We start from the raw sequence: 20,345 nt of genomic DNA on the forward strand, positions 1-20,345 counted from the left end.
GCTTGTCCTGCCTGTGGTTGGCGGAAACGAGCGGGGATTTCACGATGAACAAGGCGATTACCGACGGGCTGGTGCTGATGCCGCCGCCGTTTTCGGCGGGGCTGAACCTGTGGTCGCGCGAGGATGGCACGCCCGGATCGGCCAGCTATGCGGGCCAGCCCAATGCGGCCTTCGTGCCGGCGGATCAGGATTTCGCAGGCTGCATGGAATTGCAGAAAACCGTGGGAACACAAAGCCTGCGCGCCTTTGCCCAGACGCCGCTGAGGCCCGGGATGTATCTGCGCGTCACCGCCCGGGTCAAGGCAATCGCGGGCAGCCTGCCCTCGGTGCGCATTGCGGGTTGGGCCGGGCGATCGAATGGCAGCAATGTCAGCGGCGTGCCGCAAACTGGCCCGGCCAAGGCACTGACCAGCTATGGCGAGGTGGTGACGGTGACGGCGATCATCGGATCGGGCGACCGGCAGGGCGTGGACATGGTCTGGGGAACTGCCGCCGTTTATGGCCACTTCGGTCTGGATCTGACGGGGCCGACGGGCGGCGTCGTGCGCATCGACGACATCGTGATCGAGGATGTGACCGATGTATTCCACCGCAACATGATGGACTGGGTGGATGTGCGCGACTATGGCGCGCTGGGTGACGGTGTGACCGATGATGCGGCGGCCTTTGCGGCAGCGGATGCCGCGGCCGACGGCCGGCGCGTGCTGGTTTCGGCGGGCCAGTATTATCTGGGCGAAAGCGTGACGATCAATTCGCGTGTTTCGTTCGAGGGCACGCTGACCATGCCCGCCAACGCGCGCCTCGCCTGCACGCGGAACTATGATCTGGATACCTATGCCTCTGCCTTTGGCGGGGAGCTGGCGGGGTTTCGCCGCGCGCTTCAGGTCCTGTTCTACTTCTCGGACCATGTGACGCTGGATCTCAGCGGGCGGCGGGTTGATCTGCCGGCGCCGGTTGACGTGGCAGATGTGGCGGGGCTTGCATCCTTTGCACAGCGCCGCGTGCTGACCAACGGGCAGTTGAATGTGGTGGCGGGCAGCGCCTGGAACACCAGCACCACAACCTCGGTGGCGACCTATGCCCCGGCGCAGCCCTATCGCCTGACGGGGGTGACAAATGTGGCCAATGTGCCGGTCGGCGCGCGGGTCAGCGGCACCGGCGTTGGGCGCGAGGTTTATGTGCTGTCAAAGAACGTGGGCGCGGGCACATTGGACCTGAGCCAGCCCCTGTGGGCCGCGGCGGGCACCCGCACATTCACCTTTCATCGCTACAAATACGTTCTGGATTTCAGCGGGTTTTCCAGCCTGCAGAAGTTCGAGGTCACGGATATCGAGTTTCAGTGCAACGGCGAGGCCAGCGCCATCATGCTGGCCCCGTCGGGAAACACCTTTCGTCTGGCGGATTCGGTGGTGAACAAGCCGAAGGACCGGGGCATCACCTCGATCGGGGCGGGCTGTCAGGGGATGTTTGTCGATCAATGCCAGTTCCTGTCAAATGAACAGCCGCTGCGCGCACAGGACCGCACGACCATCGCGCTGAACGTCAACAGCAATGACGCCAAGATCCGTGACAACCGCATCGTCCGTTTTGCGCATTTCGCGGTGATGAATGGCACGGGCCACATGTTCATCGGCAACCATTTCTTTCAGGGCGACGAGGAAACCGCAGGCGTGCGCCGCGCCGGGCTGATCTTTACCCAGCCCAATGTGAAAACACTGGTCACAAGCAACTACATCGACAACTGCTTTATCGAATGGTCGAACGAACATGACCAGGCACCCGATTTCAGCAACGAGTTTTCCTTTGGCGGCATGACGGTGGATGGCAACATTTTTACCGTCAACGATGCCGGGTCGTTCTTTCGATGGTTCGTGGTGACGCCACGCGGCCCGGGGCATTACATCAACGGGCTGAGTGTGACGGGCAACACGTTCCGCACGGTGAATGCCAATGTTGACCGGGTAGAGGCAGTGGATACGACCCATGCGGATCTGGATTATGCCCGCTTTCGCAACGTGGTGTTCTCGGCCAACACCTTCAACGGCATCAGCCAGATCACGGCCAGCCCCCTGACCATAGAACATGCCCAAGGCACCCCCGCCGATACCTGGGTGGTGGACGGGGCTGCCTATCTGCCGTTCGGCGGACGGGCGCGCAATGTTCAGGCCGTGGTGGCAGAGGGGGCGATCACCAATGTCAACAACGTGCAGCAGGTGCCAGTGCCCTATGTGCAGCTTGAACAGGGCAGCGGCGGGCGGTTCGTGCATCTGCGCTGGCCGGCGGCCGTGAAGGGGCGGGTGCATGTGACCCTGCGCTGCGACGCGCCGGTATAAGCGGGCTGGGGGGCGAAGGCCCCCTTTTCATAGGTGCAGGTCTTCTGCCGTCAGCCGGTGCGCCCGGCCGAAGCCGCCGTTCAGCAATGCCGACAGCGGTTCCAGCCGCACCAGCGCGAAATCGGCAAAGTCGATGTAGAGCGCCGATTTGGGATGTGTGGTCAGCCAATGGTCGCGCAGGACGGCATGTTCGGTGCTGTCGCGGGCAATGAAACGGGCGGTGACGCGGATCATCAGGCGCGGATGTGTCAGCGGGTCGCCCTTTGGCCCCGGCTCGCCCACCATCAGGGCAGCCACCGGATTTGCAGCCAGGGCCGCGTGATGGGGGGCAAGGGCCGAAATCAGCGTCAAGGGTGTGCCGACCGGTGTCAGGCCAAGGGCGATGCGGCTGATGCCGGGGGTGCCGGTTTCAGGGTCGGTCACGGCAAGCGCGCCATGGCGTGCGGTTGCCAGCAGGCCCTGCGCCATGGTGCGGGCGGCGTCATCGGCAGGGGCGACGGGATCGGGGTTTTGCGGCATGGGGCCTCGCGGAGCAGGACAGGGGCGCGGGCGTCGGGCTGGCTGTGCCTTGGTTAGCGACGCCACGGGCGGATTGCAAGCGGGGCGAATCAGCCGTTTTTGAGCGGTTGATAGTGGTTCAGGCATCAAAGTGCGGTGTTCGCCCGGGTGCGATGGCCAAGGCCCGGTGTTGTGAAGCGGCAGGGCGTTGAAAAACAAGGTCTAAGGCGGCACAAATTCGCCGTAATTTACAAATTTCCGAACGCTATGGTCAAGAAATTTACAGAAAATCATAAGACTTAAAGGGGGTTACATAAAAATTGACAACTTGCTAATGTGTCCTTGGGGATGGTTGACGCACAATTGCCGATGCCACAGGGCGGGCGCTGGCCCGCGACGGAGGAGCACAGATGTCAGACCATGGGCAGGCGGTTTACACCGCCTCGAAAGATTTCATCGCAGCCGCACATGTCGATGCCGCCGCCTATGACCGGATGTATGCGGCATCGGTCGCCGACCCCGAGGCCTTCTGGGCCGAGCAGGGCAAGCGAATTGACTGGATCACCCCCTACACCCTTGTGAAGAACACCGATTTCACATTGGGCCAGGTGTCGATCAAATGGTTCGAGGATGGCGTGCTGAATGTGGCCGCCAATTGCGTTGACCGGCATCTGGCCACACGCGCGAACCAGACCGCGATCATCTGGGAGCCTGACCACCCCGCCACGCCTGCGCGCCACATCACCTATGCGCAATTGCATGACGGCGTCTGCCGCATGGCCAATGTGCTGAAGGCGCAGGGTGTGAAAAAGGGCGACCGGGTGGTGATGTATCTGCCGATGATCCCCGAGGCCGCCTTTGCCATGCTGGCCTGCGCACGGATCGGGGCGATTCACTCCATCGTTTTCGCGGGGTTCTCGCCTGATGCGCTGGCAAACCGGATCAACGATTCGGCGGCGAAAGTGGTGATCACAGCAGATTTCGCGCCGCGCGGCGGCAAGAAGACCGGGCTGAAGGCCAATACCGACGCCGCCCTGCTGCATTGCAGCGACCGGGTGAAATGCCTTGTTGTCAAGCATACCGGCGACCAGACGACCTGGATCGACGGCCGCGATATCGATTTGAAGGCCGAAATGGCCGCCGCCAGCGCCGACTGCCCGGCCGAGCCGATGGGTGCCGAAGACCCGCTGTTCATCCTTTACACCTCTGGTTCCACCGGCAAGCCCAAGGGCGTGGTGCATACTTCGGGCGGCTATCTGGTCTATGCGGCGATGACGCATCAGATCACCTTCGACTATCAGGAAGGCGACGTCTTCTGGTGCACGGCCGATGTCGGCTGGGTGACGGGGCACAGCTATATCATCTACGGGCCGCTGGCGAACGGGGCCACGACGGTGATGTTTGAGGGTGTGCCCACCTTCCCCGACGCATCCCGCTTCTGGCAGGTGTGCGACAAGCACAAGGTCACGCAGTTCTACACCGCGCCCACGGCGATCCGCAGCCTGATGGGCATGGGCAAGGAATGGGTCGAAAAATGCGATCTCAGCTCATTGCGCCTGCTGGGTTCGGTGGGCGAGCCCATCAACCCCGAGGCCTGGCACTGGTATAACGAGACGGTGGGCAAGGGCCGCTGCCCGATTGTCGATACCTTCTGGCAGACCGAAACCGGCGGGCATCTGATCACGCCGCTGCCGGGGGCCATTCCGCAGAAACCGGGCTCGGCGACGAAGCCGTTCTTTGGGGTGAAGCCCATCGTGCTGGATCCGGCGACGGCGCAGATCCAGCAAGCGACCGAGACTGACGGCGTGCTGTGCATCGCTGACAGCTGGCCGGGGCAGATGCGCACCCTGTGGGGCGACCACGCGCGGTTCGAGGAGGCCTATTTCAGCCAGTATCCCGGCTATTACTTTACCGGTGACGGCTGCCGCCGCGATGCTGATGGCTATTACTGGATCACCGGGCGGGTGGATGACGTGATCAACGTCTCGGGGCACCGGATGGGCACGGCCGAGGTCGAAAGTGCGCTGGTCGCACATGCGCAGGTGGCCGAGGCGGCGGTGGTGGGCTATCCGCATGACATCAAGGGGCAGGGCATCTATGCCTATGTCACGCTGATGAACGGGGTCGAACCCACCGATGCCTTGCGCAAGGAGCTGGAGGGCTGGGTGCGCACCGAGATCGGCCCGATTGCCAAGCCCGATCTGATCCAATGGGCCCCCGGCCTGCCGAAAACCCGTTCGGGCAAGATCATGCGCCGCATCCTGCGCAAGATCGCCGAGAATGATTTCGGCGCATTGGGCGACACATCCACGCTGGCCGATCCGTCAGTGGTGGATGACCTGATCGCCAACCGGATGAACCGGGGCTGAACGGTGCAGGGTGTCATCGCCATGCCCGCTGTCGTGATCCTGCTGGGGCCGCCGGGTGCCGGAAAGGGCACACAGGCGCGCATTCTGGAACAGGACTTCGGCCTTGTGCAACTGTCCACGGGCGATCTGTTGCGCGCGGCGGTGGCGGCGGGCAGCCCGGCAGGGCTGGCGGCCAAAGCGGTGATGGAAGCAGGCGGGCTGGTCAGCGACGATATCGTTCTGGCCATCCTGCGTGACCGGATGCGTGATGCCGACACGGCGCGCGGCGTGGTCCTTGACGGCTTTCCGCGCACCACGGCGCAGGCGGCGGCGCTGGATGATCTGCTGGCCGCCACAGGCCAGCGTGTCACAGCGGCCATTAGCCTGGAGGTTGAGGATGCCGCGATGGTCGCCCGCATCACCGGGCGCTTTACCTGCGCGGCTTGCGGCGAGGGCTATCACGACAGCTTCAAGCCGCTGCTGCATGCGGGCCGCTGCGACACCTGCGGCAGCACGGATTTCAAGCGGCGGGCCGATGACAATGCCGAAACGGTGCAGGCCCGGCTGGCGGCCTATCACGCCCAGACCGCGCCGCTGATCACGCATTATCAGGCCCAGGGGGTTCTGCAACGGATCGACGCGATGGGCGCCATCGCGGACATCCGCAAAAGTTTGGCCGACATCGTAAAATCCGCGTCGGCCTGAAAAGGGGGCCACCATCCCCGGAACGGGGGCGGTGGAGGGTTATAACAACAGGGAGAAGACTTCATGGCGGACAGAACATCGTCCAACGCCTACTGGGCTGCAAACGTTCGGATCATCCTGACTTCACTGGCGATCTGGTTCATCTGCTCGTTCGGGCTGGGCATCATCCTGCGACCGGCGCTCAAGGGCATGTCGGTTGGCGGGGCCGACCTCGGGTTCTGGTTCGCCCAGAACGGTTCAATCTATGTGTTTCTCGTGCTGATCTTCGTCTACGCGTGGCGGATGAACAAGCTCGACAAAGAACACGGCGTGGAAGAATAAGGGAGCGTCGGAGCAATGGATCAATTCACACTCAACCTGCTTGTGGTCGGCGCGACATTCGCCCTCTACATCGGGATCGCGATCTGGGCCCGCGCGGGCACGACTGCGGAATTCTATGCGGCGGGACAGGGCGTTCACCCGGTTCTGAACGGGATGGCCACGGGCGCCGACTGGATGTCGGCGGCCTCGTTCATTTCGATGGCAGGCATCATCGCGCTGGCCCCGGCCGGCGGGTATGAACAGTCGGCCTATCTGATGGGCTGGACCGGCGGCTATGTGCTGCTGGCGCTGCTGCTGGCCCCCTATCTGCGCAAGTTCGGCAAGTTCACTGTGCCGGAGTTCATCGGTGACCGCTTCTATTCCAAAGGCGCGCGTCTGGTGGCCGTTGTCTGCCTGATCGTCATCTCGGTCACATACGTTATCGGCCAGATGCGCGGCGTGGGCGTGACCTTCTCGCGCTTCCTCGAAGTGACGACGGATACCGGGCTGTATATCGGCGCGGCCATCGTGTTCGCCTATGCGGTTCTGGGCGGCATGAAGGGCATCACCTACACCCAGGTGGCGCAGTATGTCGTGCTGATCATCGCCTACACCATTCCGGCGATCTTCATCTCGCTGCAACTGACGGGTTCGTTCCTGCCGCAGCTTGGCCTGATCGGCAGCTATACCCCGGATGGCGTCGATTCCGGCGTGGCGATGCTGGCCAAGCTGGACCAGGTTGTGACCGAACTCGGCTTCAAGGCCTATACGTCTGAATCAGCCAACATGCTGAACATGGTTCTGTTCACCATGTCCCTGATGATCGGCACCGCGGGTCTGCCGCATGTCATCATCCGCTTCTTCACCGTGCCGAAAGTGGCTGACGCGCGTTCGTCGGCAGGCTGGGCGCTGGTGTTCATCGCGCTGCTTTACACCGTTGCCCCGGCTGTGGGTTCGATGGCGCGTCTGAACCTGACGACGACGATGTGGCCCGCTTCGGCCACCGGCAGCGCCTTTGACGGCCCCGCCATCACCCGTGCCGACATCGACAGCAACCCGGAACTCAGCTGGATCCGCACTTGGGAAAAGACCGGCCTGCTGGCCATGTCCGACCTGAACGGCGACGGCCAGATCCAGTATTTCGCCGAACCGGCGGCAACTGCCGCCGCCAACCGTGAACTGGCTGCTGCGAAAACTGCACTGGCTGGCGCTGCGGCGGGTTCCGACCTTACCGCGCTTGAAGCTGCCGTGGCCGATGCGACCGCCAAGCGGGATGCCGCGCTGGCTACCGACACCATCGGCGGCCAGACCCTGGCCGAACGTGGCTGGGTCGGCAACGAAGTGACCCGGATCGACAACGACATGATGGTTCTGGCGAACCCTGAAATCGCGGCCCTTCCGGGCTGGGTCGTCGCACTGGTTGCTGCGGGCGCACTTGCCGCCGCCCTGTCCACCGCTGCGGGCCTGCTCTTGGCCATTTCCTCGGCCATCAGCCACGACCTGATCAAGGGGATGATCAACCCCGGCATCACCGAAAAGGGCGAGCTTCTGGCGGCACGTATCGCGATGGGCTTTGCCATCGTGGTGGCGACCTACCTTGGCCTCAACCCTCCGGGCTTTGCGGCGCAGGTTGTGGCGCTGGCCTTCGGTCTTGCGGCGGCGACGATCTTCCCTGTGCTGATGATGGGCATCTTCTCCAAGCGCATCAACAAGGAAGGCGCGATTGCCGGGATGCTGGTGGGCCTCGTGTTCACCTCGGTCTACATCTTCATCTACAAGGGCTGGTTCTTCGTCCCCGGCACCAACATGCTGCCCGACACGGCTGCCAACTATGTCTTCGGCATCTCGCCGCTGTCGATCGGTACTGTCGGCGCCATCGTGAACTTCGTGACGGCCTATGTCGTCTCGTCGGTCACGGCGGCACCGCCGCAGGCTGTGCAGGATCTGGTCGAGTCCATCCGCGTGCCGCGCGGTGCGGGCAAAGCCCAGGCCCACTGACACCAAAACCATTGCGCGCGCCCTGCCACCGGGGCGCGCGCACCCCCTTTCAAGGAAACACCATGACGCCCTTCCATACCACCGGGGTTCCGCAATGCTGATGGACCTTCTCGCCACGATCTGCGCGGGTGCCGGGCTGGCGGGCATCGTGTTGGCGCTGCGCTATTTCAGCCGCAACCGCCTGCCGAAATGGACATTGCCCGCCGCGATCGGCGCCGGCATGCTGATCTTTTCGGTCTGGAACGAATACAGCTGGTATCCCCGTGTCAGCGGCGCATTGCCCGACGAGGTCATCATCGTCTCCAGCCCGCAGGACCGGGTGTTCTACCGTCCCTGGACCTATCTTTTCCCCGTCTCGTCGCGCTTCATGGCGCTGGACCGCACGGCCATGCTGACCTCGGCCGAAAACGCGGGTTTCCGCCGCGCCGATGCGCTGATCGTGCAACGCTGGGCCGGGGCGCAGCGCGTGCCGCTGGCGTTTGACTGCGCGGGCCACCGCCGCGCCGATCTGGTTGGCGATGCCAGTCTCGCGCCCGATGGCGCGTTGCAAGGTGCAGCCTGGCAGGCCGTTGGCACCGATGATGCCCTGCAACAGGCCGCTTGCCGGGAGGGGTGACATGCCGCCGCTGCACAGCGTTCTGGTGGTCGAGGATGAGGACAACATCGCCACCGCGCTGGAATACCTCGTCACCCGCGAAGGTTACGCCCATGACCGCGTGTCCAGCGGGGCCGATGCGCTGACGCGAATCCGCGCCACAAGGCCCGATCTGGTGCTGCTGGATGTGATGCTGCCCGAGGTGTCGGGCTATGACATCTGCGACGGCGTGCGCCGCGATCCGGCGCTGGCTGCGGTGAAAATCCTGATGATGACGGCACGGGGATCGGCCAGCGAACGCCGCCGGGGGCTTGCGCTGGGGGCCGATGGCTTCATCACCAAGCCGTTTGAATTGAACGCCCTGCGCGCCGAGGTGCGGCGGCTGCTGGGGCCTTGACCCCACTCCTTCCATTTTCTGTCTCTAAATATCCCGGGGGTGCGGGGGCTGGCCCCCGCTTCCTTCGGTTGCCGCAAACGGATCATCCGCATAGCCCACCCCCGCCAGATACAGCCCCTGCGGCGGGCAGACCGGGCCGCAGGCGCTGCGCTCGCGGGCGGCCAGCGCCGCGCGCACCCGGTCGGGCTTCCATGCCCCCGCGCCCACCCGCTCCAGCGTGCCCACAATGGACCGCACCTGATTGTGCAGGAAACTGCGCGCGCGCAGGCTGAACTGTATTTCCGGCCCGCCCATCCCTTCGACACGGCGGATGGAAATCTCGTCCAGCGTCTTCACCGGCGAGGCCGCCTGACACAAGGCCGCGCGGAAGGTGGTGAAATCATGCCGACCCACCAGAAAGGCCGCCCCCGCCTGCATCGCCGCCAGATCCAGATCATGCCCCACCTGCCAGACCAGTCCCCGGTCATGCGTCGCCGGGGCGCGGCGCATCGCAAGGCGGAACAGATAGCGCCGTTCCACCGCCGAAAACCGCGCGTGGAAATCATCGGCCACCCGCGCCACCGCCACCACCGCCACCGGCAGGGGCCGCAGATGCGCATTGATCGCCCCCGCCAGCCGGAACACATCCCATTCGCGCTGCATATCGCAATGCGCCACCTGCCCTGTGGCATGCACGCCCGCATCGGTGCGCCCCGCCGCCGCGATCGTCTGCGCCGCGCCAAGCCGGGCCAGGGCTGCCTCGATGGCCGCCTGCACCGAGGGCTGGCCATCGCGCTGGCGTTGCCAGCCGCAGAACGGTCCGCCGTCATACTCGATTTTCAGCGCATATCTGGGCATGGCCCCGGTTAGCACCGCGCGCGCCCCGCGCCAAGCCCGCCGTTTCCCCCTACACAGCCCGCCCCCGGGTGCCTATCTTGACCGGACAACAGGCAGGGGCAGGCATTGGTCATCAGCACAATTACCGACGGCATCACGCGCGGCGTGGAAAGTGCTGTCGCCTCGGTCAATGAAACCCTGTTCGAGCCGGTGATCCGGATGGGCGTCACCGGGCTCAGCCGAGCGGGGAAGACGGTGTTCATCACCGGGCTGGTGGCCAATCTGCTGGACCGTGGCCGCATGCCGCAGCTTCGGGCCGAGGCGGATGGAAGGATCGAGGCGGTGTTTCTGCAACCGCAGCCCGATGACACCCTGCCGCGCTTTGATTATGAAACCCATCTGGCCGCGCTGACCGGCGACGACCCGCGCTGGCCGGCCTCCACCCGGTCAATCTCTGAACTGCGGCTGTCGTTCCGGGTGCGGCCTGCGGGGTTCTTTGCCGGGCTTTCCGGCCCGCGCACCGTGCATCTGGACATCATCGACTATCCCGGCGAATGGCTGCTGGATCTGGCGTTGCTGGAGAAATCCTATACCCAATGGTCCGAGGATACGCTGACCCGGCTGCAAAAGCGCAGCGTGGCGCAGGATTACATGGCCACCGCCCGGGCCGAGGATGCGTCGCTGCCGCTGGACGAAGGCCGCGCGCAGGCGCTGGCCGCACGGTTCACCGGCTATCTGACCGCCGCACGGCACGCGGGCTGGTCAGATTGCACGCCGGGGCGGTTCCTGCTGCCGGGCGATCTGGCGGGCTCGCCCGTGCTGACCTTTGCCCCCCTGCCCAAACCCGCCAGCATCCCCCGCAACAGCCTGTGGCGTGAGATGGAGCGGCGGTATGAGGCCTATAAATCCCGCGTGGTGAAACCGTTTTTCCGCGATCATTTCGCCCGGATCGACCGGCAGGTGGTGCTGGTCGATGCCTTGGGCGCGATCCACGCCGGGCCGCAGGCGCTGGAGGATCTGCGCCGCACCATGGCCGACATATTGAAAACCTTCCGCCCGGGGCGCAACAATTTCCTGACCGAACTGCTGCTGGGGCACCGGGTGGAGCGCATCCTGTTTGCCGCCACCATGGCCGACCATCTGCACCACAGCCAGCATCCCCGCCTGACCGCGATCATGCAGGCCATGCTGCGCGAGGCGCGTGACCGGGCGGCCTTTGCGGGTGCCCTGACCACCGCCATGTCGCTGTCATCGGTGCGGGCCACGGTCGAGGAAACCGTGCAGCGCGGGGGTGAAACGGTCGAGGCGGTGCGCGGGCGGCTGCTGGCGACCGGCAAACAGGCGGCGATGTATCCGGGTGAATTGCCCGCCGACCCGGCCCGCCTGCTGTCGCCCGCGCGCGAAGGCGCAGACCGCTGGCTGGCCGAGGAATTTGCCCTGATGCAATTCGCCCCCGCCCGCATCAGCCTGAAACCCGGCGAAGGCCCGCCGCATATCAGGCTGGACCGCGCCGCAGAATTCCTGATCGGAGACCGGCTGTGACCGATGACAAAAACCCATCCGACGACCGGCCCCAGAAAAAACCCCTGCTGCTGGATTGGGAGGGTGAGTCCGACCCCGGCCTTGCCCTCCCGGTGCCCGAGGCGCTGACCCCCGAAGTCGAGGCGATGCAGATGGCGGCCAGAATCAGCACCCCGCGCGGGTCGTCGCTGGGGCGCTTTGCGCTTTGGGCATTCGGCGCGATGCTCAGTTTCGTGCTGTCAGTCGCCGCCTATGATTTCGTGGCGGGCCTGCTGGAGCGCAATACCATCCTTGGCACGATTGCCTTCGTGCTGATCGGGCTTGCGGCGCTGGCGGCGCTGATGCTGGCAGGGCGCGAATGGCTGGCCTATCTGCGGCTGGTGCGGCTGGACAGTTTGCGCGAACGGGCGGTTGAGGCGCGGCTGTCGGCTGACCTGAAGGGTGCGCGGGCGGTGGTGGGCAGTCTGGAGACGCTTTATGCCAACCGCGCCGATCTGCGCTGGGGTCAGGCCAGGCTGAAGGAACGGCAGGCCGAGGTGTTCGATGCCGATGGCTTGCTGGCCATGGCGGAAACCGAACTGCTGACCCCTCTGGATCAGGCGGCGCGGCGCGAGATTGAAAGTGCAGCCCGGCAGGTGGCGCTGGTGACGGCGGTGGTGCCCTTGGCCTTTGCCGATGTGGCGGCGGCGCTGTTTGCCAATTTGCGCATGGTGCGGCGCATTGCCGAGATCTACGGCGGGCGCGCGGGCAATTTCGGCAGCTGGCGGCTGTTGCGCCGGGTGTTCGGCTATCTGATCGCCACCGGTGCGATGGCGATCGGTGACGATCTGATCGGGTCGGTCGCGGGCGGCGGGCTGCTGACCAAAGTGTCGCGCCGGTTTGGCGAGGGTGTCATCAACGGCGCGCTGACCGCCCGCGTCGGCGTGGCCGCGATGGAGTTGTGCCGCCCGTTGCCTTTTGTCGCCGCCCCCCGGCCCAAGGTGCAGAACCTCGTCAGCCGCGCGCTGGCCGGTTTGATCCCCACGGGTGGCGCAAAGGAATAACGCCTCAGAACAGCGCGATCACCTGCCCGCCGCCCAGCACCAGCAGGGCCAGAAACACCGTTTCCACCACCAGCAGCGAAATGGCCGGGCCGCCGACCTTCAGCAATCCGGGGATCGAGGTTTTCATGCCCACGGCGGCGATGGCCGTCAGCAGCGCCCAGCGGCTGACGCCATTGGCAAACTCGATCACCGGGGCGGGGATCAGCCCCAAGGAATTCAGCGCGGCCAGCGCCAGAAAGGCCAGCACGAAACCCGGCACCAGGGGCGGGCGCGGGCCCGTGCCCGCCCCCTGCGCCCGGATCAGCAGGGCGGCAATCAGCACCACCGGGGCAAGCGCCGTCACGCGGATCAGCTTGACCAGCGTGGCAAACTCGCCCGTTTCCTCCGACACTGAAAAGCCCGCGCCCACCACCTGCGCCACATCGTGAATCGTGCCGCCAAAGAATATGCCGGTGGCCTGCGCATCCAGCCCCAGCCGCCCGGCCAGAATGGGGTAGACGATCATCGCCATGGTTGACAACACCGTCACGCCCACCACGGTGAACACCAGATCGCGTTCCGATTTGTCATGCCTGGGCAGCACGGCGGCGATGGCCATGGCGGCGGATGCCCCGCAGATCGCCACCGCCCCGCCGGTCAGAAACCCGAAGGCGCGGCTTTGGCCAAAGCCGCGGGCGGCCAGCAAGCCAAAGCAAATGGTGGCGACCAACGCACCCAGCACCAGCGCCAGCGTTTCGGCCCCCAGCCCCAGAAACATCTCAAGGCTGATGCGCACGCCCAACAGGCCCACGCCCAGCCGCAAGACCCCCTTGGCGGCAAATTCGATGCCCACCACGGTCTTGCCCTCTTCCGACAGGAAATGCAGCGCGATCCCCAGCAGGATCGCCATCAGCATGGCGGGTGCGCCGTAGTGTTCCGACAGGAACTGCGCGGTCACGGCGACCAGTGCGGCCACGGCAAGGCCTGGCAGGCGGGCCTGCCAAAAGGGTTTCGTCAGAACGGGCACGGCCATGGGCACACCTGAAAGGGGGGTCACAGCCCCGCGCTGAACCGCCCGAAAGCGCCCCTGCTGAACAGCAAAGGCTCGCCGTCGCGCATCGTGACCTGCGTGACCAGCCCCACCACGATGCGGTGATCGCCGCCTTCGTGGGTGGCATGGGTTTCGCATTCGAACCGTGCCAGCGACCCCGCCAGCAGCGGCACGCCCGCTGGGTTGAACGTGACCTCCAGCCCGTCAAACCCCGGCCCGCCACGCGAGAACCGGCCGCAAAGATCAGCCAGTTCCAGCGGCAGCACATGCACGGCGAAATGGCTGGCTTCGGCAAAATGCACGAAGCGGCTGGATGACCGCGCAGGCGACCACAGCACCAGCGGCGGGTCCAGCGACACGCTGGCAAAGCTGTTCGCCGTGATGCCCATCGGCCCATCGGATGACGCGATGGTCACCACCGTGACGCCGGTGGCAAAGGCGCCCAGAGCGTTGCGGAACGCGCGGGCATTGGCGGCGTCGGGGGCAAAGCTGGCCTCGGTCATGCGCATCTCTCCTGTCGGCTGGCCGTCCGGCATCACGCGACCTCGTGTTCCATGGCGTCGGTGTAAAGTTCGAACCATGTCTCGCGGTCAAGCGCGATGCGGCAGGCATCCGACAGGTGGGCGATGCGATCAAGGCTGTTGGTGCCCATCACCGGAATGATCCGCGCAGGGTGGCGCAGCAGCCACGCCACCGCCACGGCTGACCAATCGGTGCCATGCTCGGCCCCGATGGCGGCCATGCGGCGGCGCAAAGGTTCGGGAGCCTCGGCCAGCAGACGGCCACCGGCCAAGGGCGACCAGGCCATTGGCGGAATGCGGCGTTCCTGCAAATAGGCCAGATCGCCGTTGGTCATTGCGTCATGCGCCAGAAGGCTGATCTCGATCTGGTTCGTGACCAGCGGGGCGGTCATCCTGCTTTGCAGCAGGCTGACATCGGCGGGGCGAAAGTTTGACACGCCCACGGCCCGCACCTTGCCGGATGCCACCAGCGCATCCAGCGCCGCACCTGTCTCATCGGCGTCCATCAGCGGGTCAGGGCGGTGGATCAGCAACACATCCAGCCGGTCGGTGGCCATGTCGCGCAAGCTTGCCTCGACCGAGGCCGCGAGATGCGCGCCCGACGTGTCATAGTATTTCACCCGCTTGTCGGCATAGCGGCCCGCCGGGGCCACGATGTCGCATTTGGTGATGATCTCCATCCGGTCGCGCAGGGCCGCGTTGCCCTTCAGCGCGCCGCCCAGAATCGACTCGGCGGTATAGCCGCCGTAAATGTCGGCCTGATCGAAACTGGTGATGCCCTGATCCAGACAGGATTCGATCTTGGCCTGCACATGCGCGGGCGAGGTGTTTTCGTCATCGCCCAGCCGCCACATGCCATAGACCAGCCGCGACAGGCTGACCGGCCCCAGTTCCACACGTTCCATCGCCATCAGCGCCGCTCCCCGTTGCCCAGCGGTGTTGCCGGGGTTGTCGCGGGCACTCTGCCGTAAGCCTGTGGCAAGGAACAGGTCTTGAGATGCGGCATCACCTTGGTTCCGAAATGTTCGGCCTCATCCAAATGCGGATAACCCGAGAAGATGAAGGCGCGGATGCCCATCGCTCGATAGGCCTCGATTTCCGTCATCACCTGATCGACCGATCCCACCAGCGCCGCACCGCAGCCCGAACGTGCCCGGCCGATGCCGGTCCACAGATGCGGCTCGATATAGCCGAACTGGTCGGCCAGCTCGCGCGCCCGGGCCTGATGAGCCACGCCAAGCGAAATGCTGTCATGCGCGCGGTTGCGGATGAGCTGACCGTATTCGTCATCCAGTTTCGACACCAGATGCTCGGCATATTCCCGCGCCTCGGCCTCGGTGTCGCGCACGATCATGTGCACGCGCAGGCCGTAATCCAGCGTGCGGCCATGCGCCGCCGCGCGGGCATGCACATCGCGCATCCGCTGGGCCAGTTGGTCCTTGGTTTCCGGCCACATCAGATACACGTCGCATTGCGCGCCGCACAGTTCCAGCGCATCGGGGGAATAGCCGCCGAAATACAAGAGCGGCCCGCCGTTCTGCTGATAGGGGCGGGCGGGGTCGGTGGGCACGCCCTTGAACTGGTAAACCTCGCCCTCATAGTCGATGGTATCGCGCGTCCATGCCTGCCGCAGCACCTCGACCACCTCATGCGACCGCTTGTAGCGGAAGGCGGAACTGGCCACCTCGCCCGGGAAATCCGACGAAATCACGTTCAGCGTCAGGCGGCCTTTCAGCATGTGGTCCAGCGTGGCCACGGTGCGGGCCAGCATGATCGGCTGCATCTCGCCGCAGCGGATCGCGGCCAGAAAGTTGATGTCGGTGGTGATCGGCGCGCAGCCCGCCACGAAGGACAGCGTATCCTGCCCCACCTGATACGAGGACGGGCACAGGATGTTGCGGAACCCGTGGCATTCAGCGGTTTTCACGATGGTCGAGCAATGGTCCCACGACGACCGCAGCCGCCCGTCGGGCACGCCCAGATATTCGTAATCGTCCGAGCAGAGCGCCGCGAACCAGCTGACTTCGGCGGCATCCAGATCAGCGGATGTGACGGGAACAATGGTCATCGAATCTCCTCCGGGGCGATATTTTCTCTTGCGTAACATTCGCTATGATGTAAATCAATACTGTATCAATTATTCGGTTGCGCCCAAACGATGACACAACGCGGCTCCTTGCCCCTGTATCAGCAAATATCCGAACTGCTGATCCGCGATATCGCGGCGGGTCGGCTGATCGACGGTGAACGCCTGCCGCCGGAACGCGACATGGCCGCCGAGATGGGCATAGCCGTGGGCACGCTGCGCGCCGCGCTGAAGGATCTGACGGAAAAGGGCATGTTGGTGCGGGTGCAGGGGTCGGGCAACTACATTCGTGCCAAGTCTGATCCTGACAGCGTCTATGCGCTGTTCCGGCTGGAACTGGCGGCGGGCGGTGGCCTGCCCACGGCGCAGGTGCTGTCGGTGGAACGGCTGGCCAAAGACCCTGGCCTGCCCGAGTTCGGCACCAGTGCCGAGGGCCACCGCATCCGCCGCCTGCGATTCCTGTCGGGGCAGGTCGCGGCAATCGAGGAGATCTGGCTGGATGGGGCCTATGTGCCGCGCATCACCGCCGATGATCTGGTTGAATCGCTGTATCTTTACTACCGCACACGGCTGGGCCTGTGGATCGCGCGGGCCGAAGACCGGCTGGATCTGGCGACAGTGCCCGGCTGGTCGCCCCCCGCCTTTCCCCATGCTCCGGGTGCGCCGGTGCCGCATGTCACCCGCGTGTCCTGGGCGCAGGACGGGGCGCGGGCCGAAGTATCGCGCACATGGTTCGACCATCACACCACGCGCTATGTGGCGCGGCTGAAATGACCGCCCGCCATGGCGGGCGGAACGTGGCCTGCAACGGGCCGGGGCAGAAAAAGGGGAAGAGACGTGAAGACCATTCGTTACGGCATCATCGGCTGCGGCATGATGGGGCAAGAGCATCTGCGCAACATTGCCCTGCTGGAGGATGCCGAAGTGGCGGCGATATTCGAGCCGGATGCCGCGATGCGGGCCGAGGCGGCTGCCCATGCGCCGGGCGCGGTGCTGGTGGATTCGGTGGCGGGCCTCTTGGCGGTCGAGGCGGTGAACGTGCTGCTGATCGCCTCGCCCAATTACCTGCACCTGCGCCAGATGGAGGAGATCGCCGCCATCCGCCCGCTGCCGGTGCTGGTGGAAAAGCCGCTGTTCACCGACCCCGCCGATGCCCCGCGCCTGGTGGCGCTGCGCAGCGCCTATCCCGCGCCGATCTGGGTGGCGATGGAATACCGCTACATGCCCCCGGTGGCGCATCTGGTGGCCGAGGCGCAGGCGGCCACTGGCGGCGTGAAGATGCTGACGATCCGCGAGCATCGGTTCCCGTTCCTGCACAAGGTGGGCGAATGGAACCGGCTGAACACCCGCACCGGCGGCACGCTGGTGGAAAAATGCTGCCACTTCTTTGATCTGATGCGCCTGATTGCCGGGTGCAACCCGGTGCGTGTCATGGCATCGGGCGGGCAGGCGGTGAACCACAAGGACGAGGTTCTGCCCAATGGCGAGCGGCCCGACATTTGGGACAATGCCTATGTGATCGTCGATTTCGAGAACGGGCTGCGCGCCATGCTGGAACTGTGCATGTTCGCCGAAGGGTCACGCTATCAGGAAGAGATTTCGGCGGTGGGGCCCTTGGGCAAGATCGAATGTCTGGTGCCCGGGCCGGGGCGGTTCTGGCCCGCGCATCTGGGCGAGGCCCCGGTGCCGCAGGTGATCGTGTCGCCGCGCGACCCCAAGGGCCCCCGCGTGCTGGATGTGCCGGTGGACCCCGCATTGCTGGCGGCGGGCGATCACAACGGATCGACCTATTACCAGCATGCCGGGTTCAACCGCGCGGCACGGGGGGAACAGGCCCCGGCTGTGACGCTGACGGACGGCTGGTGGGCTGTGGCCATGGGGTTGGCGGCGCAGGAATCGGCGCGCACCGGGCGCGCGGTGGTGCTGGCAACCGAAGGCTATGCCCCCCACTGACCACCCCCGGAACCATTGTGCGCCCCTGCGCCAGCGGCTGTGCCGGTGGCCTTTGTCGAGGCCTCCGGCGGGGATATTTTGAGACAGAAAATGCCGCGACAGAATGTCGGGGCGGGGCCGGTCGCAAGTGCGGGGGCCCGGCGGGACAAGCTGAAAACCGGGAATGGCGCAGGTGCGGCCGGGCCTGGCCGCGTTCGGGCAGTTTGCCTGGGCCGCGCGGCGCAACAGGGGCGGGCAAGGCAGGCAAAGCGTCGGGCCGCCACAGCGCGGCGGCCCGGCCCGGGTCAGTTCCAGCAGGACACCAGCACTGTCATGTCTTCGGCGATGCGGGTCAGGTCTTCGGGGGCGACTGCCCCGCTGGCCGTGGCGGATTGCGCGGCGGTGCCGGCATCGGACAGCCGTGTTGCAAGGCTGGCGGCTGCGGCGGCAAAGCTGACTTCGGCGGGCAGTTGCCGGCCCGGGTCGTCGGCCTTGGGCAGCAGCATGCCCAGCACTGCCCCGGCCCCGTCGAACACCGGGCCGCCTGCATCGCCGGGCAGGGCGGCCAGCGTCAGGCGGCGCAGGCCCGCCTCGCCATTCAGCCCGGCCAGATCATCCAGCGTGCCGAAGGTCAGGGTGGGTGCGGGGAGCTTGTCCTCGTAGGAAAAACCCGCCACCGCAACCTCGGCCCCGGCCCGCGCCGTGGTCTGGAAGGTGGCGACCGCCCGGGGGGCCATGGCGGTGCGCGGCTTCACCAGAGCAACGCCAAGAGCAGCATCGGCAAATTCCACGTCCGCCTCGATATCGCGGTCGATGGTGATGCGGCGGCACTGGTCCACCGCCTCGATCGTGGTCAGCACGGCGCCCGCAGAATCGACGAAAAAGCCGGAACGTGACAGTTTCGGACGGCGCACCTCAAGCCCCGACAGCAGGCCCTGCCGCGCCTCGTCGGGCATGGCCACAAGGCCCGGGTCCAGCGCGCGGTCGCCCACTGAACGGAAGCTGGCCTGCATCGCGGCCAGCACCCGCGCCATGCGGTCATCATCGGCGGGGTTCCAGACCAGCATGTAGCCCTTCACCAGACCCTGCGACAGTTCGGCATAGGTATGGCTGGCAAGGCTGCCATTGCGCCCTTCGATGGTGAAGGACCGCTCGCGCCGTTCGCGCGGCCCGTCCAGCGGCACAGCCTCCAGCGTTTGCAGCACGTCGTAAAGGCCATAAAGCGTGCCCTGGTCGCCGGGTTGGCTGATCAGGATCACCCGCACGCCGGACCCGTCTTTTTCGGCAAAATGCACGAAGGGTGGTTCGTAATGGTCAAAGGCCACCAGTGCCAGCGGCAGGGTGATCTCGATCCCCGCCTCGGGTTCCGTCACTGTGGCCAGGCCCAGTTCGGCCTGCGCCTGTGCATAGCCTGCCAGCAGCGTCTCGCGCTGCCGGGTGGTCAGCACGCCGGTGGGTTCCAGCCCCTGTTCGGTCTGCCACGCGGCCATGGAGTTGCGCGTGCCGGGGCCGAAAGCGCCGTCGATGGCGGCGGTGTAATGGCCATACCATTGCAGCGCGATTTGCAGCGCCTCGCGCGCCGGGCGGTCGAGCAGGCTTTCAGAGCGGCGGGCCTCGGCCGGGGTTTCTTCGGGCTCGGGCAGGGGTTCCGGTTCCGGCAGGGGTTCGGGTTCCGGCAGGGGTTCGGGTTCCGGCAGGGGTTCGGGTTCGGCCACGGGCGGCTCGGGCAGCGGCGCAAGCGCGATGTCCTCCTCCGGCAGCGGCAGGGGTTCGGGCAGATTCTGGGGCAGCAGGTCGGGCAGCGGTGCCACCTCGACCGCCTCGGGCAGCGGTGCGCCCAGATTGCCAACGGGCCAGAAGGGCTGGCGGTAATTGCGTCCGTCATTTACGTAGCTGTCAGACGGGATCAGCCGTTCGGCGCGCAGGTCGGCCAGCCGGATCGCCGCCAGTTCCGGCGCATAGGGGCCAAGGGCGATGGCATACCAGCCCGAGGTCATCTGGAACCCCGCCACATCGGGAAAGGCCGAGGCATAGGCGCGGGCGCGTTCCTCGCCCTCGACCAGGGTGGGTTGCGCCTCGATCTGCACCCAGACCAGTTGTTGCGCCTGCGCGGCTGCGCCGAATGCCAACGCCGCCATCACGGTGAGGGCCAGCGTCAATCGTGTCATGGCCTGTGTCAGTCGTGTCAAAACCCGGTCCGTTCTCAAAACCCTGTCACTTCC

Annotated in this window: 18 protein-coding genes; 11 read left to right on the forward strand and 7 right to left on the reverse strand. The window is 65.7% G+C overall.

Translation table 11 applies throughout. The features are described 5' to 3' along the window. Window positions 1-44: 44 nt before the first annotated feature. Window positions 45-2,333 carry a glycosyl hydrolase family 28-related protein gene (locus GEU84_RS12065; protein WP_152825698.1) on the forward strand — a complete coding sequence of 763 codons (2,289 nt, stop codon included), beginning with the start codon at window positions 45-47 and terminating at the stop codon, window positions 2,331-2,333. Window positions 2,334-2,360: 27 nt separating this feature from the next. On the opposite strand, the gene GEU84_RS12070 is transcribed toward GEU84_RS12065, so the two are convergent. After that, complete coding sequence (locus GEU84_RS12070) at window positions 2,361-2,852, reverse strand: pyridoxamine 5'-phosphate oxidase family protein (protein WP_152825699.1); 492 nt, start codon at window positions 2,850-2,852, stop codon at window positions 2,361-2,363. A gap of 389 nt (window positions 2,853-3,241) precedes the next feature. On the opposite strand from GEU84_RS12070, the gene acs reads away from it, so the two are divergent. From acs to GEU84_RS12100, 6 genes are all read left to right on the forward strand, one after another. Beyond that, window positions 3,242-5,200, forward strand: coding sequence for an acetate--CoA ligase (gene acs, locus GEU84_RS12075; RefSeq protein ID WP_152825701.1), 1,959 nt, complete (start codon window positions 3,242-3,244; stop codon window positions 5,198-5,200). Window positions 5,201-5,221: 21 nt separating this feature from the next. After that, window positions 5,222-5,884, forward strand: a complete 663-nt coding sequence (locus GEU84_RS12080; protein WP_152825703.1) for an adenylate kinase — start codon at window positions 5,222-5,224, stop codon at window positions 5,882-5,884. Window positions 5,885-5,947: 63 nt separating this feature from the next. Beyond that, a complete protein-coding gene (locus GEU84_RS12085) occupies window positions 5,948-6,205 on the forward strand; it encodes a DUF4212 domain-containing protein (RefSeq protein ID WP_152825705.1) in 258 nt (85 codons plus the stop codon). A gap of 15 nt (window positions 6,206-6,220) precedes the next feature. Further along, the gene (locus GEU84_RS12090; RefSeq protein WP_152825707.1) at window positions 6,221-8,182 is read left to right on the forward strand and encodes a sodium:solute symporter family protein; all 1,962 of its coding nucleotides are present in this window, start codon (window positions 6,221-6,223) and stop codon (window positions 8,180-8,182) included. Window positions 8,183-8,276: 94 nt separating this feature from the next. Continuing rightward, a complete protein-coding gene (locus GEU84_RS12095; RefSeq protein ID WP_152825709.1) occupies window positions 8,277-8,798 on the forward strand; it encodes a hypothetical protein in 522 nt (173 codons plus the stop codon). 1 nt (window position 8,799) lies between these two features. Continuing rightward, window positions 8,800-9,174, forward strand: coding sequence for a response regulator transcription factor (locus GEU84_RS12100; protein ID WP_152825711.1), 375 nt, complete (start codon window positions 8,800-8,802; stop codon window positions 9,172-9,174). Between the two features lie 24 nt (window positions 9,175-9,198). On the opposite strand, the gene truA is transcribed toward GEU84_RS12100, so the two are convergent. Next, the gene (truA, locus tag GEU84_RS12105; RefSeq protein ID WP_152825713.1) at window positions 9,199-10,011 is read right to left on the reverse strand and encodes a tRNA pseudouridine(38-40) synthase TruA; all 813 of its coding nucleotides are present in this window, start codon (window positions 10,009-10,011) and stop codon (window positions 9,199-9,201) included. A 105-nt stretch (window positions 10,012-10,116) separates the two neighbouring features. Between truA and GEU84_RS12110 the strand changes: the two genes are divergently transcribed. Together GEU84_RS12110 and GEU84_RS12115 are read left to right on the forward strand one after the other, a co-directional pair. After that, entirely contained in the window at window positions 10,117-11,532 is a 1,416-nt protein-coding gene (locus GEU84_RS12110; protein WP_152825715.1) for a YcjX family GTP-binding protein, read from the forward strand. After that, window positions 11,529-12,554, forward strand: a complete 1,026-nt coding sequence (locus GEU84_RS12115; RefSeq protein WP_174539829.1) for a YcjF family protein — start codon at window positions 11,529-11,531, stop codon at window positions 12,552-12,554. The genes GEU84_RS12110 and GEU84_RS12115 overlap by 4 nt, the downstream gene beginning before the upstream one ends. 4 nt (window positions 12,555-12,558) lie before the next feature. Here GEU84_RS12115 and GEU84_RS12120 read toward each other — a convergent pair whose 3' ends face one another. Genes GEU84_RS12120 through GEU84_RS12135 form a run of 4 tightly spaced genes read right to left on the reverse strand, consistent with a single transcriptional unit; the run spans window position 12,559 to window position 16,173 of the window. Next, entirely contained in the window at window positions 12,559-13,566 is a 1,008-nt protein-coding gene (locus GEU84_RS12120; protein WP_152825717.1) for a YeiH family protein, read from the reverse strand. Between the two features lie 20 nt (window positions 13,567-13,586). Then, entirely contained in the window at window positions 13,587-14,087 is a 501-nt protein-coding gene (locus GEU84_RS12125) for a flavin reductase family protein (protein WP_152825718.1), read from the reverse strand. A 32-nt stretch (window positions 14,088-14,119) separates the two neighbouring features. Further along, window positions 14,120-15,010 (reverse strand): aldo/keto reductase, encoded by an 891-nt coding sequence (locus tag GEU84_RS12130; RefSeq protein ID WP_152825847.1) that lies wholly within the window; start codon window positions 15,008-15,010, stop codon window positions 14,120-14,122. A gap of 5 nt (window positions 15,011-15,015) precedes the next feature. Continuing rightward, window positions 15,016-16,173 carry an LLM class flavin-dependent oxidoreductase gene (locus GEU84_RS12135; protein ID WP_152825720.1) on the reverse strand — a complete coding sequence of 386 codons (1,158 nt, stop codon included), beginning with the start codon at window positions 16,171-16,173 and terminating at the stop codon, window positions 15,016-15,018. A 90-nt stretch (window positions 16,174-16,263) separates the two neighbouring features. Here GEU84_RS12135 and GEU84_RS12140 point away from each other — a divergent pair, with 90 nt between their 5' ends. Both GEU84_RS12140 and GEU84_RS12145 read left to right on the forward strand, forming a co-directional pair. Then, the gene (locus GEU84_RS12140) at window positions 16,264-16,965 is read left to right on the forward strand and encodes a GntR family transcriptional regulator (protein WP_152825722.1); all 702 of its coding nucleotides are present in this window, start codon (window positions 16,264-16,266) and stop codon (window positions 16,963-16,965) included. 63 nt (window positions 16,966-17,028) lie between these two features. Then, entirely contained in the window at window positions 17,029-18,144 is a 1,116-nt protein-coding gene (locus tag GEU84_RS12145; protein WP_338144792.1) for a Gfo/Idh/MocA family protein, read from the forward strand. Window positions 18,145-18,428: 284 nt separating this feature from the next. On the opposite strand, the gene GEU84_RS12150 is transcribed toward GEU84_RS12145, so the two are convergent. Further along, window positions 18,429-20,291 carry a serine protease gene (locus tag GEU84_RS12150; RefSeq protein WP_152825726.1) on the reverse strand — a complete coding sequence of 621 codons (1,863 nt, stop codon included), beginning with the start codon at window positions 20,289-20,291 and terminating at the stop codon, window positions 18,429-18,431. Window positions 20,292-20,345 lie beyond the last annotated feature (54 nt).

The organism is Fertoeibacter niger, assembly GCF_009380135.2.
Taxonomy (GTDB): Bacteria; Pseudomonadota; Alphaproteobacteria; order Rhodobacterales; family Rhodobacteraceae; genus Fertoeibacter; species Fertoeibacter niger.

Bases quoted from the DNA above. Each gene is read 5' to 3' on its own strand.
- GEU84_RS12120 (WP_152825717.1), bottom strand. From the start codon at position 13,566: ATGGCCGTGCCCGTTCTGACGAAACCCTTTTGGCAGGCCCGCCTGCCA.
- truA (WP_152825713.1), bottom strand. From the start codon at position 10,011: ATGCCCAGATATGCGCTGAAAATCGAGTATGACGGCGGACCGTTCTGC.
- GEU84_RS12125 (WP_152825718.1), bottom strand. From the start codon at position 14,087: ATGACCGAGGCCAGCTTTGCCCCCGACGCCGCCAATGCCCGCGCGTTC.
- GEU84_RS12095 (WP_152825709.1), top strand. From the start codon at position 8,277: ATGCTGATGGACCTTCTCGCCACGATCTGCGCGGGTGCCGGGCTGGCG.
- GEU84_RS12080 (WP_152825703.1), top strand. From the start codon at position 5,222: ATGCCCGCTGTCGTGATCCTGCTGGGGCCGCCGGGTGCCGGAAAGGGC.
- GEU84_RS12065 (WP_152825698.1), top strand. From the start codon at position 45: ATGAACAAGGCGATTACCGACGGGCTGGTGCTGATGCCGCCGCCGTTT.
- GEU84_RS12085 (WP_152825705.1), top strand. From the start codon at position 5,948: ATGGCGGACAGAACATCGTCCAACGCCTACTGGGCTGCAAACGTTCGG.
- GEU84_RS12150 (WP_152825726.1), bottom strand. From the start codon at position 20,291: ATGACACGATTGACGCTGGCCCTCACCGTGATGGCGGCGTTGGCATTC.
- GEU84_RS12140 (WP_152825722.1), top strand. From the start codon at position 16,264: ATGACACAACGCGGCTCCTTGCCCCTGTATCAGCAAATATCCGAACTG.
- GEU84_RS12070 (WP_152825699.1), bottom strand. From the start codon at position 2,852: ATGCCGCAAAACCCCGATCCCGTCGCCCCTGCCGATGACGCCGCCCGC.
- GEU84_RS12090 (WP_152825707.1), top strand. From the start codon at position 6,221: ATGGATCAATTCACACTCAACCTGCTTGTGGTCGGCGCGACATTCGCC.
- GEU84_RS12130 (WP_152825847.1), bottom strand. From the start codon at position 15,010: ATGGAACGTGTGGAACTGGGGCCGGTCAGCCTGTCGCGGCTGGTCTAT.
- acs (WP_152825701.1), top strand. From the start codon at position 3,242: ATGTCAGACCATGGGCAGGCGGTTTACACCGCCTCGAAAGATTTCATC.
- GEU84_RS12135 (WP_152825720.1), bottom strand. From the start codon at position 16,173: ATGACCATTGTTCCCGTCACATCCGCTGATCTGGATGCCGCCGAAGTC.
- GEU84_RS12100 (WP_152825711.1), top strand. From the start codon at position 8,800: ATGCCGCCGCTGCACAGCGTTCTGGTGGTCGAGGATGAGGACAACATC.